Below are 12,946 nucleotides of genomic sequence, written 5' to 3'. Positions count from 1 at the left end.
ACAAGCGCCTACCCGTTAGACTTTCGGACGATGTTCACCTTCGCAACACCCCGGGCATGACGACCGAGCACCCGGACGGCGCCGTCGAGATCGGCTTGACGGGGCGCCCGCCGCGGGCGATCCCGGAACCGCAACCGCGCACCTCGCACGGCCCCGCCAAGGTGATCGCGATGTGCAACCAGAAGGGTGGCGTCGGGAAAACCACGTCGACGATCAACCTGGGCGCCGCGCTCGCCGAGTACGGCAGGCGGGTGCTGCTGGTGGACATGGATCCGCAGGGCGCGCTGTCCGCGGGTCTGGGCGTCCCGCACTACGAGCTGGAACAGACGATTCACAACGTCCTGGTGGAGCCGCGGATCTCGATCGACGACGTGCTGATGTCCACCCGGGTCAAGTACCTGGACCTGGTGCCCAGCAATATCGACTTGTCGGCCGCCGAGATCCAGCTGGTCAACGAGGTGGGCCGGGAGCAGACGCTGGGCCGGGCGCTACATCCGGTGCTGGACCGCTACGACTACGTCCTGATCGACTGCCAGCCGTCGCTGGGACTGCTCACCGTCAACGGGCTGGCCTGCTCCGACGGCGTGGTCATCCCGACCGAGTGCGAGTTCTTCTCGTTGCGCGGCCTGGCGCTGCTCACCGATACCGTCGACAAGGTGCGCGACCGGCTCAACCCGAAGCTCGAGATCAGCGGCATCCTGCTGACTCGTTACGACCCGCGCACCGTCAACGCCCGCGAGGTGATGGCCCGCGTCGTCGAGCGCTTCGGTGACCTAGTGTTCGACACCGTGATCACCCGCACCGTGCGTTTCCCGGAGACCAGCGTGGCGGGCGAACCCATCACCACCTGGGCGCCGAAGTCGACCGGCGCCATCGCCTATCGCGCCTTGGCCCGCGAATTCATCGACCGATTTGGCGCGTGAACGACACAGCCAATGGTGAGGCGCCACCGCACAACGGCTTCCAGGTCCGCCTCACCAACTTCGAGGGGCCGTTCGACCTGCTGCTGCAGCTGATCTTTGCGCATCGTCTCGACGTGACCGAGGTGGCGCTGCACCAGGTCACCGACGACTTCATCGCCTACACCCGCGAGATCGGTCGCCAAATGGATTTGGAGGAGACCACCGCGTTCCTCGTGGTCGCCGCGACCCTACTGGATCTCAAGGCCGCGCGGTTGCTGCCGGCCGGCCAGATCGACGACGAAGAAGACCTCGCCCTGCTCGAGGTGCGTGACCTGCTGTTCGCCCGGCTGCTGCAGTACCGCGCGTTCAAGCATGTCGCGGAGATGTTCGCCGAGCTGGAAGCCACCGCGCTGCGCAGCTACCCGCGCGCGGTGTCGCTGGAGGACCGGTTCACCGAACTGCTCCCGGAAGTGATGATCGGTGTCGACGCCGAGCGCTTCGCCCAGATCGCCGCGGTCGCGTTCAGTCCGCGGCCGGTGCCGACGGTGGCCATCGGCCACCTGCACGAGCTCAAGGTTTCGGTGCCCGAGCAGGCCCAGAAGTTGCTGTCGATGCTCGAAGCGCGGGGCAGCGGCCAATGGGCCACGTTTTCCGAGCTGGTCGCCGACTGCGAGATACCGATGGAGGTCGTGGGACGCTTCTTGGCGCTGCTCGAGCTGTATCGGTCCCGGGCGGTAGCATTCGACCAGTCGGAGCCGCTTGGTGTGCTCCAGATTTCATGGACCGGCGAGCGTCCGACCACCGAAGTGCGGGACGAATAATGACTCGCGCCGTGACGATGCAGTGGGGGCACCTCCCGCTTGCGGGGGACGTAGCGATGAGGAGGAATGGCGTTCGTGACTGAAGACATGCCTGACCTCGATCTCGACGTCGGCATCCCGGACATCGCCGAGGCCGTGCCGCTGGACGACGACGAGCTTCGGTCCGTGCTGGAGGCCCTGCTGCTGGTGGTCGACACCCCGGTCACCGACGACGCGCTGGCCGCGACCACACAGCAACCCGTCTACCGCATCGCCGCCAAACTGCAGCTGATGGCCGACGAATTCACCGCGCGCGACAGCGGCATCGACCTACGGAAGACCGGGGAGGGATGGCGGATGTACACCCGCTCCCGGTTCGCGCCCTACGTGGAGAAACTGCTGCTGGACGGTGCACGGTCCAAACTCACCCGGGCCGCGCTGGAGACGCTGGCCGTGGTGGCCTACCGGCAGCCGGTCACCCGCGCGCGGGTCAGCGCGGTGCGCGGCGTCAATGTCGACGCCGTCATCCGCACCCTGCTGGCGCGCGGCCTGATCACCGAGGCCGGCGCCGACGAGGACACCGGCGCGGTCACCTTCGCCACCACCGAGATGTTCCTGGAGCGGCTGGGGCTGGAGTCGCTGACCGATCTGCCCGATATCGCGCCGCTGCTTCCGGACGTCGACACGATCGAGGACCTGACCGAATCCCTGGACAGCGAGCCACGTTTCATCAAACTGTCGGGCGGCCGGACGCCCGAACAGTCGCTGTCGTTTGACGTGGACCAGGATTGATGACCGAAGATCAGGGCATCCGGCTGCAGAAAGTGTTGTCCCAAGCCGGAATTGCATCGCGCCGGGCAGCCGAGAAGTTGATCATCGACGGCCGTGTCGAGGTGGACGGGCAGGTGGTGACCGAGCTGGGCACCCGGGTCGATCCCGACGCCTCGGTGATCCGGGTGGACGGCGCCCGGATCTCCGTCGACGAAGCGCAGGTCTATTTGGCGCTGAACAAGCCGCGGGGGATGCACTCGACGATGTCCGATGATCGGGGCCGGCCGTGCATCGGCGACCTGGTCGAGCAGCGAGTCCGGGGCAACAAGAAGCTCTTTCACGTGGGACGGTTGGACGCCGACACCGAGGGCCTGATCCTGCTGACCAACGACGGCGAGCTGGCCCACCGGTTGATGCACCCCTCCCACGAAGTGCCCAAGACGTATCTGGCGACGGTCTCCGGAACGGTGCCGCGCGGGCTGGGCAAGCGATTGCGAGCCGGGATCGAGTTGGAGGACGGCCCGGCGCGCGTCGACGACTTCGCGTTGGTGGACGCCATTCCCGGAAAGACGCTGGTGCGCTTGACATTGCATGAGGGGCGCAATCGGATCGTGCGCCGGATGCTGGCGGCGGTGGGTTTCCCGGTGGAGGCACTGGTGCGCACCGAGCTCGGCGGGGTATCGCTGGGCAAGCAGCGGCCGGGCAGCATCCGCGCGTTGAGCCAGGGCGAGATCGGCCAACTGTACAAAGCGGTGGGCTTGTGACGAACGGCGTTGTGGTGACCATCGATGGCCCGGCCGGCACCGGAAAGTCCTCGGTGTCAAAGAGATTGGCCGACGCACTGGGTGCGCGCTACCTGGACACCGGTGGCATGTACCGGATGGTGACACTGGCCGTCTTGCGTGCCGGTATCGACCCGGCCGACGCCGACGCGGTCGCCCGGGTGGTCGAGTCGGTGCAGATGTCGGTCGACTACCACCCCGACGGGGATCGTTATTTCCTTGCCGGAGAGGATGTCTCGTCCGAGATTCGCGGGGACCAGGTCACCGGCGCGGTGTCGGCGGTGTCATCGGTGGCCGCCGTACGGACCCGGCTCGTTGCGCTGCAACGCGAAATGGCCCAGGGGCCGGGCAATGTCGTCGTCGAGGGCCGCGACATCGGGACGGTGGTCTTGCCCGACGCGCCGGTGAAGATCTTCCTGACCGCCTCGGCCGAAACCCGCGCCCGGCGCCGCAACGACCAGAACGTCGCCGCGGGTCTGGCCGACGACTATGACGGCGTGCTGGCCGACGTGCGCCGTCGCGACCACCTCGATTCGACTCGCACGCTGTCGCCGTTGCGTCCGGCGTCCGACGCGGTGACCGTCGACACCAGCGACATGACCGAGGCGCAGGTGATCGACCACCTGCTGGAGTTGGTCAAGCAGCGAAGCGAGGCAGTGCGGTGACTCAGGACGGCACCTGGTCGGACGAAAGCGATTGGGAAGTAGTCGATTCCGACTCGGCGGACTTCGACGAGCCCGGCCCCGCGCCGGTGGTGGCAATCGTCGGGCGGCCCAATGTCGGCAAGTCGACACTGGTCAACCGGATCCTGGGCCGGCGCGAAGCGGTGGTGCAGGACATTCCCGGTGTGACCCGCGACCGGGTCTTCTACGACGCGCTGTGGACCGGTCGCCGGTTCGTCGTGCAGGACACCGGGGGATGGGAGCCCGACGCCAAGGGCCTGCAAAAGCTGGTGGCCGAACAGGCATCGATCGCGATGCGTACCGCCGACGCGGTAATCCTGGTGGTCGATGCCACCGTCGGGGCCACCAGCGCCGACGAGGCTGCCGCCCGGATTCTGTTGCGCTCCGGCAAGCCAGTCTTCTTGGCCGCCAACAAGGTTGACAGCGAGAAGGTGGAATCCGACGCGGCGGCCTTGTGGTCGCTGGGTCTCGGCGAACCGCACGCGGTCAGCGCGATACACGGTCGCGGTGTGGCCGATCTGCTCGACGAGGTGCTCGCCGTGCTGCCCCAGGTGTCCGAGGCGGCACCGGCGCCCGGCGGTCCGCGCCGGGTGGCGCTGGTCGGCAAGCCCAACGTCGGCAAGAGCTCGTTGCTCAACAAGCTGGCCGGCGACGAGCGCTCGGTCGTGCACGATGTCGCCGGAACCACGGTTGACCCGGTGGACTCGCTGATCGAATTGGGCGGCAAAATATGGCGTTTCGTCGACACCGCGGGCTTGCGCCGCAAGGTCGGCCAGGCCAGCGGGCATGAGTTCTACGCGTCGGTGCGCACCCACTCGGCCATCGATTCCGCCGAGGTGGTACTCGTACTGATCGACGCCTCGCAGACGCTGACCGAGCAGGACCAGCGGGTGCTGACCATGGTGATCGAGGCCGGCCGGGCGCTGGTGCTGGCCTTCAACAAATGGGACCTCGTCGACGAGGACCGGCGCGAGCTGTTGGACCGTGAGATCGACCGCGAGCTGTCCCAGCTGCAATGGGCGGAGCGGGTCAACATCTCCGCCAAGACGGGACGCGCTGTACAGAAGCTGGTGCCCGCGATGGAGACCGCACTGGCGTCCTGGGACGCCCGGATTGCTACCGGCCCGCTGAACACCTGGGTCAAGGAGATCGTGGCGGCCACACCGCCGCCGGTGCGCGGCGGCAAGCAACCCCGCATCCTGTTCGCCACCCAGGCCGCCGCCCGCCCGCCGACGTTCGTCCTGTTCACCACCGGCTTTCTCGAGGCCGGCTACCGGCGCTTCCTGGAGCGGCGGCTGCGCGAGACCTTCGGCTTCGCCGGCAGCCCGATCCGCATCAACGTGCGGGTACGCGAAAAGCGATCCGCCAAGCGCCGCTGACTCGCGCCTTTAGCCCCTCGCCACGTCGCGTCCCCGCGTTTGCGTCGAGTGTGCAACCAGGCCGCCCTGAGTGCACACTGGCCGCCCTGAATGCACACTCAACGGCTCCTCGGTTAGTTAATCCCACGATGCGGACAATGCCGCCTACATCACAGGAATCAGCTTTGACTTTTGTCGCTAAGCGACGTTAACGTCTCTTGTATAGCGGGTTGATATACCCGTACTGCGGGATTTACGGAGTACTGATGAGCGGGGATCGCTTCAGCGTCAAGGACAAGTCGATATTGATCACCGGTGCGACCGGCTCCTTGGGCAGCGCGGCAACCCGGGCCTTGGCCGAAGCCGGGGCTCGGGTGACGCTGACCGGAGGCAACACCGACCGGCTGGCCGAGCTCGTGGACGAGACCGGCCGGCACGATCTGGCGGTGGTGGTCCGCCGCCCCGATACCCCGGCCGACGCCCAGGCCATGGTCGACGCGGCCGTCGCTAAGCATGGCCGGCTGGACGGCGTCCTGGTTGCTTCGGGCATGAACCACGTCGCGCCCATCACCGAGATGGACGTCGACGACTTCGACGACGTGATGAAGGCGAACGCGCGCGGCGCGTGGCTGGTGTGCCAGGCGGCCGGACGAGTGCTGCTGCAGCAGCGCGGGGGAGGCAGCATCGTGCTGGTCTCGTCGGTGCGCGGCAGCCTCGGTCATCCCGCGGGCTACAGCGCCTACTGCCCGTCGAAAGCGGCCACCGACCTGTTGGCGAAGTCTTTGGCTTCCGAGTGGGGTCCGCAGGGTATTCGGGTAAATGCCCTGGCGCCAACGGTTTTCCGATCCGAGCTGACAGAATGGATGTACGCCGACGACGAAAACGGGCGCGAAACCCGCGAGGCCATGTTCGCCCGAATCCCGTTGCGCCGCTTCGCTGAACCCGAAGACTTCGTCGGCGCCCTGATCTATCTACTCAGCGATGCGTCGAGCTTCTACACCGGCCAGGTGATGTATCTGGACGGCGGTTACACCGCATGCTGATGAACCGAAAGGCACTGTCGTGAGTTTCACCTGGCCGCTTGGCCAAGCCGAGTCGACGCTGGAGTTTTACGACCTGTCCCATCCGTGGGGTCACGGCGTACCGGCGTGGCCGTACTTCGAGGACGTCAAGATCGAACGATTGCACAACATGGCGCGCAGCCGCGTGCTGACTCAAAAGATCACCACGGTCATGCATTCCGGCACGCACATCGACGCGCCGGGCCATGTCATCGAAGGCACGCCGCTGCTCGACGAGATCCCGCTGAGCGCGTTCTTCGGCACCGGGGTCGTGGTGTCGATCCCGAAAAAGAAGTGGGAGGTCGTCACCGCCGAGGACCTGGAGAATGCCACTCCCGCGATCCGGCCGGGCGATATCGTCATCGTCAACACCGGCTGGCACCACACCTACGCCGACAGTGCCGAGTACTACGCCTACTCGCCGGGCTTCTACAGGGAAGCCGGGGAGTGGTTCGCGGCCAAGGGCATGAAGGCCGTCGGTACGGATACCCAAGCGCTCGACCATCCGATGGCCACCGCGATCGCCCCGCACGGCCCGGCCGAGCACACCGGTGGTCTATTGCCTTGGGCGGTCAAGGAATACGAAGAGCAGACCGGCCGCAAGGTGCTCGACGATTTCCCGGAGTGGGAGCCGTGCCACCGCGCGATCCTGTCGAAGGGCATCTACGGCTTCGAGAATGTGGGCGGCGATTTGGACAAGGTCACCGGCAAGCGCGTCACCTTCGCGGCGTTCCCGTGGCGCTGGGTCGGCGGCGATGGTTGTATCGTGCGGCTGGTGGCGATCCTCGACCCCACCGGAACCTACCGTCTCGAGACTGGGGCCTGACGTGAGCGTCGACTCACAAGAGGCTCGCGGCAGCGGAATTCAGGTCATCGCCCGCGCGGCCGAGATGTTGCGGCTGCTGCAGGCGCATCCCGGGGGGCTGAACCAAGCCGAGATCGGTGAACGGCTGGGAATGGCGCGCTCGACGGTGAGCCGGATCCTCAATGCGCTGGACGACGAAGGCTTGGTGGCCTCGCGCGCGGCGCGGGGTCGCTATCGGCTGGGCCCCGAGATCGCCCGGATGGCCAGCACCGTGCGCCGCAGCGTCGTGGTCGATCTGCACCCGTTCATCGAGGAGCTGTCCCGCGAGCTGGAGGAGACCGTCGACCTGTCGATCCTGGACGGGGATCGTGCGACCTTCGTCGACCAGGTCGTCTCGCCGCACCGGCTGCGCGCGATCAGCGCGGTGGGAGAGTCGTTTCCGTTGCACTGCTGCGCCAACGGCAAGGCGCTTTTGGCCAGCCTGGCGCCCGAGGAGCAAGCGCGGGCCGTGCCGAGCCGACTCGCCCGGCTCACCGCGAACACCATCACGACGCCGGCGGCGCTGCACAAGGAACTCGAACGCATCAGGGTCGAGGGCATTGCCTATGACCACGAAGAGCACAGCGAAGGCATCTGCGCGGTCGGCGCGGTGCTCAAGGGCGTGAGCGATCAGAAGGTCGCGGTCAGCGTGCCCGTGCCGTCGCAGCGGTTCTACCGCCGCGAAACCGAGCTCGCCCAGGCACTGCTGGACTGGGTCGCCAAAGTCGACGCCTGGTTCGCGAAGACCGGCGGCTAGGAGACTCGCAGGTCAACCAGGCAATATCGGGTTGGCCGCTGGGCTGAGGTAGGCTTTCGAGCTGCTGCCGGTGGACTCATCGGCGCGCGGGCTGTGGCGCAGTTTGGTAGCGCACTTGACTGGGGGTCAAGTGGTCGCAGGTTCAAATCCTGTCAGCCCGACCACGTAAAGCCTTCTGGAGTGGCCTTTTCTGTTCCGCTGGATTGCAGGCCGCGCAGTTGGCCGCCCGATTCACGATGCGCTACAAGGTCATCCAGCAAGCGCGGCCGCGGGCGCCGCCGCAGCAGTCGCGTCCAGCAACTCCGCACGGGCCGGGGTGCACACTGCGGTCCCCAACAGCGCGTCGACGTTCAACTGAGGTTGGATACCCGCGGTGCCGGCCAGGCCTGGTGTGCTGCTCGCGGCTACCGCGGGCGCGGCCGTGGCCGGCGTGGAGGCGAGGGGCGTGGTGAGTGTGGTGATGGTGGCGGGGCCGTCCCCGAGAATGATGTTCGCGGTGCCGCTCACGACGTCAACGGACACGGTGCTGCCCTCGGTGACAAAGACAGTGCTGCCTTGGGGGATGGTGAACGGACCGCTGGTCGCTGTGAGGAAAATGGAAGAGCTGGTGTTGGTCAGGGTGACGGTGGCGGCGCCGCTTTGAACGGTGACGATGACGGTGGACCCGGGGGTGGCGTGGATTGTCGCGCTGCCTTCTGCCCCGGTAGTGATGATGCTGGTGCCCTGGCCGAGGATGGGATCACTACCGGCGGCCGAGACCAGCTGATCCGCGGCGGTCGAGCCGAGTTGCTGGGAGCCGGCCTGCGAGCCGAGCTGCGCTAGCGATTGGGTGCGGGCGCTGGTGGCGTTGCCGGCGGCTTGGGTCACCGCACGAGCCTGCTCATTTTGCCCATCCGGATTTGTGGACTGCGGTGGCTCGCTGAACGGCTCCAGCGTGCTCGCGGACGTAGCGGCACCGGCGTAGCCGTACATCGCGGCCGCGTCTTGGGCCCACATCTCGGCGTAGTGCACCTCGGTCGCCGCGATCGCGGGGCCGTTCTGCCCGAAAAAGTTGGTGGCAATCAACGCCATTAGCAATGCCCGGTTCTCCGCGATCACCGGCGGGGGCACCGTCATTGAAAATGCGGCTTCATAGGCTGCCGCCGCCGCGTACGCCTGTGCGGCGGTTTGCTCGGCCGATTTGGCGCCGACGCGTAGCCACCCGACGTAGGGCATCACTGCCGCCGACATCCTCGTCGAGGACGGGCCCCACCACGCCAGGTCAGTCAGCCACGAGATGACCGACGAGTAGCTGGCGGCAGTCGACTCCAGCTCGGCTGCCACTACGTCCCAGCCCGCTGCCGCCGCTAGCATCGGCGCCGCGCCCGGTCCCGTATACATCCGAACGGAATTGACTTCCGGCGGCAGCAAACCAAAATCCATGGCCTTACTCATTTCCGAGTCAAACGCGCCGATTCCTCAGCAGGACAAGAGGATCTAACGCCGTACGCGTAAACGCAGAGCGACCGCACGCTTAAGGTCCACGGTCCAATTGCATGAAAACGCTGCTGCTGCTAAGTGTTTCGACAAAGCGTCGCCGGCCGGTCTGCGGAGAGTTGATCTACGTGTACAGGCTTCTCCGATTTTCGTTGCCCGCCGCTTGTGGGTTGGGCCGGGAAAGGGTAAAGGAAAGGGAAACGGCAGGAACAGAAAGAAATTACGAATCCACAGCGGGAGAATAGATTTGAGCAACCTTGAATCGGCGTAGAAGCTCTGACTTGACACCACGCAGCAACAACCCGCGGCCGGCGGCAGATCGCCGGACACGGAGATCGCCTAGAGGGTTGTAACTTTCGTCATTCTTCATTCATTCGCCTGACGGTCTGTTCCGGGTAGGGTGCCCGGATTATGAGTTCTGGGGTTTCGTGAAGCGCATCTTGTTGCCGCTGCAGTGCGCTAGTCCTGGCCCGAAGATCGTGGTCGGGATGCCGATGTACCGACACGTCTCGGTGGCTTGGTTTTACAACTGGATGTTGATGGACAAAAGCCCGTGTGTGGGGGTGGTGTCTACCGAGGGGGTGCCGCTGCCGAGCGCGATGGACGGGATCACGAACACGGCGGTGTCAGCGTTCGGTGAGTGGGATTGGTTGGTCGTGTTCGAGGACGACATCATCCCGCCGTTGGATGCGTTCCTGCGGGTCACCGGCTACGACGAGGATGTCGATATCGTCGGCTCCCTGAATTTCATGCATGAGCCGCCGCACTTTGTGAACGCCTACACCCTGGGTAATGCGCGGGCGCAGCCGATGTACCGGAATGTGAAGCCGGATGTGTTGCGGGGGTGGCTCGAAGAAAGTGACCGTCGGTTGTTCGAGGTGGATGCGGTGGCGATGGGGTTCACCGCGATCCGGCGGAGGGTGATCGAGCGGTGGGATCCGGATGTGCCGATGTGGTGTCCGTCGCCGGTGGTGCCGGGGCAGGACATCTATTTCTGTCATGAGGCCACGCGGCAGGGATTCTCGGTTTGGTTGGATACGGGGATGCGGTGTGGGCACTTGACGGAGGTGGCGGTCGGTCACGGCGCCGGTTGTTGATTCGCCGCACTTCGTCGGGGAGCAGCGAGGAAGGCAAACCCCGTTAGGTCATACCAGGTGGTGATCCTGCAGCTCGTCGAGCAGGCAGGCGGCGCGGCGCGCGACGTTCCTCTTTTCCCGAACCCCGGCACATCAACGACACTGCTTGACGCCGTATGTTGCTGTGATGGCCGAGCCGACCAGCCGCCGAGAGCGCAAGAAGGCGCAAACGCGCCGTACGCTGGCCAAGGCCGCGCTCGACCTGTTCCTGGAGCGGGGGTTCGAGGCCACCACCGTCGAGGAGATCGCCGAGGCCGCAGATTTCCACCGGGCCACGTTCCATCGCATCTTCGCCAGCAAAGAGGAGGTCGCGATGGGCGACGTCCTCGAACTCTTCGCGCTCGCGCGCGAGCGATTCCGCGAGGCGCTCCCGACGGACGATCCGTGGTCGGTCGCGCGGGACGTGCTGACCGACACGATGACCAGCTTCGAGGAGTCAGACGACGAACTCGTGGCGGCGCACCTGCAGGTCTGGACCAGAGACCCCGCGCTGCAGGCTCGGTTCACGGCGATGATGCTCGATTGGGAGCACGAGATCGCACGGTTCTTCGCCGAGGCTTGGGGCCTCGACCCGGAGTCCGACATCCGCTGCTACGTGATCGCGACGGCCATGATCGGGGTTACACGCTCCGCGCTGCTCATGCGGCGCGCCAATGGCCTGAGTGTCCGCGAGACCATCGACGCAGGGTTCGACTGCCTGGCGTCCGCTGGCATTGGAAAAACATGCGACATGTGACGCAGATTCGACATAAGTCGCGTAATTTCAGGTCGTCTGGTTCCGTGCGATGACGCCTACCACGACTTCGCCTTTTTCTGATCGGCGCGCTCAGCAGCGAGGGCCGTCGCAGCGACGAGGAACAGCTGCTCCGCTCTTACCTCGAGGCGCGCGGGGCGGACGCGGAGACGTTCGACGTCGCGTGGGACTCCTATCGTCGCCACGCTCTGTACGGAATCATCTACGCCATGACGCCCGAGGCAATGCAGCCGGCCCAGATCCGCGATGCGATGAGCACCCGCTTCGCCCATGCTGTGCTCGACCACAATGTGCTCTCGCTGCTCGGCGTCTGAGTCGAGCGCAATCTCCGCGGGCTCAAGGAAGACCGCGAACCTGAGACCCGAAGGCGCAAATCACTTCGTGGACCACCCGGATGGGGGACGGCCGTTCGATTGATCACGACTAGCTTCGTCTCAGCTCTACCGAGGAGAAGCCATGGGCGACACCGCAGATCCGACCGATCATTTCCGCACGACGTGTCCGCATGCCGGCGAATTCCTAATAGACCGACTTTGTTGGCCGGGGCTGATGGCGATAGTGCTGGGCGTCGCGTCACTGGTTGGCGGGGTGGCCGCAGCAGCCTATCGGCACCAGGAGTGGCTGCTGACGCTGGTTACGGTCGGAGTATCAGCGATCGTAGCTGGTTTGGTCTGGCTTAAGCTGGAACATCGTCGGGTGATGAAAATTGAAAGCCGTTGGCTCTCTGTGTATTCCACGCGAGGTCCACGCGTGTCATAGCGACGGTCAAGCCTTCGCGGCAATCGATTCCAGTAGCGGGTCCAACCGCAGAGCCTATGTGGCCAAGTGTCCTTGGACCGAGCTCAACGAGCAGAACTGTCGCAACCAGTCAAACCATGTCGTCATGCCCTCGCCGGTGCGCGCGCTTATCGGAAAGATGTCTGCGGTCGGATTCACCTGTCTGATGTGGCCGATGTAGGTCGCGATGTCGACGTCGAGGTGCGGGACCAGGTCGATCTTGTTGAGCAGCACGACGTCGACCGACCGGAACATGACCGGGTATTTCAGTGGCTTGTCTTCCCCCTCGGTGACTGAGTAAACCATCGCCTTGGCGTGCTCTCCGACGTCGAATTCGGCCGGGCAGACCAGGTTGCCGACGTTTTCGATGATGACCAGGTCGAGCTTCGGAAGCTCAAGCCCTTGCAGTGCTCGGTTGACCATCGGGGCGTCTAGGTGGCACTCGCCGCCAAAGCCATTGTTGGTGTTTAGCAGCGATATTTGTGCGCCTCGGCCGTCGAGTTTTGCGGCGTCGAGGTCGGTGGCGATGTCGCCCTCGATCACGCCGAGGGATAGTTCGGTGGCGAGTGCGTCCAGGGTGGCGGCCAGCACCGTGGTCTTTCCGGAGCCAGGCGAGCTCATCAGGTTCAAGGCGCGAATGCGGTTGGTCTCGAAGGCGTGCCGGTTGATGGCGGCGCGGGTGTCGTTTTCGGCGAATATGGACTCGAGTACCTCGATGCGCTGCGAGCCGGTGGCATACGCGCTGTGGTCGCCGTGATCGTGATCGTGCTGGTGCTGGTGGCCGTCGCGATCGTGGTCGTGGCTGTGGACGGTGCCGTCGTCGTGGCGGTGAAATCTACCCACTC

At 65.5% G+C, this 12,946-nt stretch carries 14 protein-coding genes and 1 tRNA gene; 13 read left to right on the top strand and 2 right to left on the bottom strand.

Translation table 11 applies throughout. The annotated features are described in order from the left end of the window. The first annotated feature begins 56 nt into the window (after window positions 1-56). The 10 genes from LMQ14_RS14930 to LMQ14_RS14885 all read left to right on the top strand — a co-directional run bounded on the left by LMQ14_RS14930 (window position 57) and on the right by LMQ14_RS14885 (window position 8,122). Window positions 57-923, top strand: a complete 867-nt coding sequence (locus LMQ14_RS14930; protein WP_267730361.1) for a ParA family protein — start codon at window positions 57-59, stop codon at window positions 921-923. Further along, window positions 920-1,723: a segregation/condensation protein A gene (locus tag LMQ14_RS14925; protein WP_267730360.1), complete on the top strand. Its 804-nt coding sequence runs from the start codon at window positions 920-922 to the stop codon at window positions 1,721-1,723. The genes LMQ14_RS14930 and LMQ14_RS14925 overlap by 4 nt, the downstream gene beginning before the upstream one ends. Window positions 1,724-1,798: 75 nt before the next feature. After that, window positions 1,799-2,494 (top strand): SMC-Scp complex subunit ScpB, encoded by a 696-nt coding sequence (gene scpB / locus LMQ14_RS14920; RefSeq protein WP_267730359.1) that lies wholly within the window; start codon window positions 1,799-1,801, stop codon window positions 2,492-2,494. After that, window positions 2,494-3,237, top strand: a complete 744-nt coding sequence (locus tag LMQ14_RS14915) for a pseudouridine synthase (protein ID WP_267730358.1) — start codon at window positions 2,494-2,496, stop codon at window positions 3,235-3,237. Before scpB ends, LMQ14_RS14915 begins: the two co-directional genes overlap by 1 nt. Continuing rightward, entirely contained in the window at window positions 3,234-3,920 is a 687-nt protein-coding gene (gene cmk, locus LMQ14_RS14910) for a (d)CMP kinase (RefSeq protein ID WP_267730357.1), read from the top strand. The genes LMQ14_RS14915 and cmk overlap by 4 nt, the downstream gene beginning before the upstream one ends. Further along, on the top strand, window positions 3,917-5,317 hold the full coding sequence (der, locus tag LMQ14_RS14905; RefSeq protein WP_267730356.1) for a ribosome biogenesis GTPase Der: 1,401 nt from the start codon (window positions 3,917-3,919) through the stop codon (window positions 5,315-5,317). The genes cmk and der overlap by 4 nt, the downstream gene beginning before the upstream one ends. Before the next feature lie 245 nt (window positions 5,318-5,562). Then, the gene (locus LMQ14_RS14900; protein ID WP_267730355.1) at window positions 5,563-6,339 is read left to right on the top strand and encodes an SDR family NAD(P)-dependent oxidoreductase; all 777 of its coding nucleotides are present in this window, start codon (window positions 5,563-5,565) and stop codon (window positions 6,337-6,339) included. 19 nt (window positions 6,340-6,358) lie between these two features. Beyond that, window positions 6,359-7,183 (top strand): cyclase family protein, encoded by an 825-nt coding sequence (locus LMQ14_RS14895; RefSeq protein WP_267730354.1) that lies wholly within the window; start codon window positions 6,359-6,361, stop codon window positions 7,181-7,183. 64 nt (window positions 7,184-7,247) lie between these two features. Then, window positions 7,248-7,958 (top strand): IclR family transcriptional regulator, encoded by a 711-nt coding sequence (locus tag LMQ14_RS14890; protein WP_420714688.1) that lies wholly within the window; start codon window positions 7,248-7,250, stop codon window positions 7,956-7,958. Between the two features lie 87 nt (window positions 7,959-8,045). Continuing rightward, a tRNA-Pro gene (locus LMQ14_RS14885) sits at window positions 8,046-8,122 on the top strand. Between the two features lie 85 nt (window positions 8,123-8,207). Here LMQ14_RS14885 and LMQ14_RS28165 read toward each other — a convergent pair. Beyond that, window positions 8,208-9,380: a PPE family protein gene (locus tag LMQ14_RS28165; RefSeq protein WP_324291058.1), complete on the bottom strand. Its 1,173-nt coding sequence runs from the start codon at window positions 9,378-9,380 to the stop codon at window positions 8,208-8,210. Between the two features lie 482 nt (window positions 9,381-9,862). Between LMQ14_RS28165 and LMQ14_RS14875 the strand changes: the two genes are divergently transcribed. From LMQ14_RS14875 to usfY, 3 genes are all read left to right on the top strand, one after another. After that, window positions 9,863-10,531 (top strand): hypothetical protein, encoded by a 669-nt coding sequence (locus LMQ14_RS14875; protein ID WP_267730352.1) that lies wholly within the window; start codon window positions 9,863-9,865, stop codon window positions 10,529-10,531. Window positions 10,532-10,697: 166 nt separating this feature from the next. Continuing rightward, the gene (locus tag LMQ14_RS14870) at window positions 10,698-11,306 is read left to right on the top strand and encodes a TetR/AcrR family transcriptional regulator (protein WP_267730351.1); all 609 of its coding nucleotides are present in this window, start codon (window positions 10,698-10,700) and stop codon (window positions 11,304-11,306) included. A 474-nt stretch (window positions 11,307-11,780) separates the two neighbouring features. Continuing rightward, on the top strand, window positions 11,781-12,083 hold the full coding sequence (gene usfY, locus LMQ14_RS14865) for a protein UsfY (protein WP_267730350.1): 303 nt from the start codon (window positions 11,781-11,783) through the stop codon (window positions 12,081-12,083). A 54-nt stretch (window positions 12,084-12,137) separates the two neighbouring features. Here the strand turns inward: usfY and hypB are convergent, their stop codons facing one another. Further along, entirely contained in the window at window positions 12,138-12,944 is an 807-nt protein-coding gene (gene hypB, locus LMQ14_RS14860; protein WP_267730349.1) for a hydrogenase nickel incorporation protein HypB, read from the bottom strand. Window positions 12,945-12,946 lie beyond the last annotated feature (2 nt).

It is taken from the genome of Mycobacterium sp. Aquia_213 (assembly GCF_026625985.1).
Classification (GTDB): Bacteria; Actinomycetota; Actinomycetes; order Mycobacteriales; family Mycobacteriaceae; genus Mycobacterium.
The sequence above is the reverse complement of the archived record's forward strand: the minus strand, read 5'-3'. Positions and strand labels throughout refer to the sequence as shown.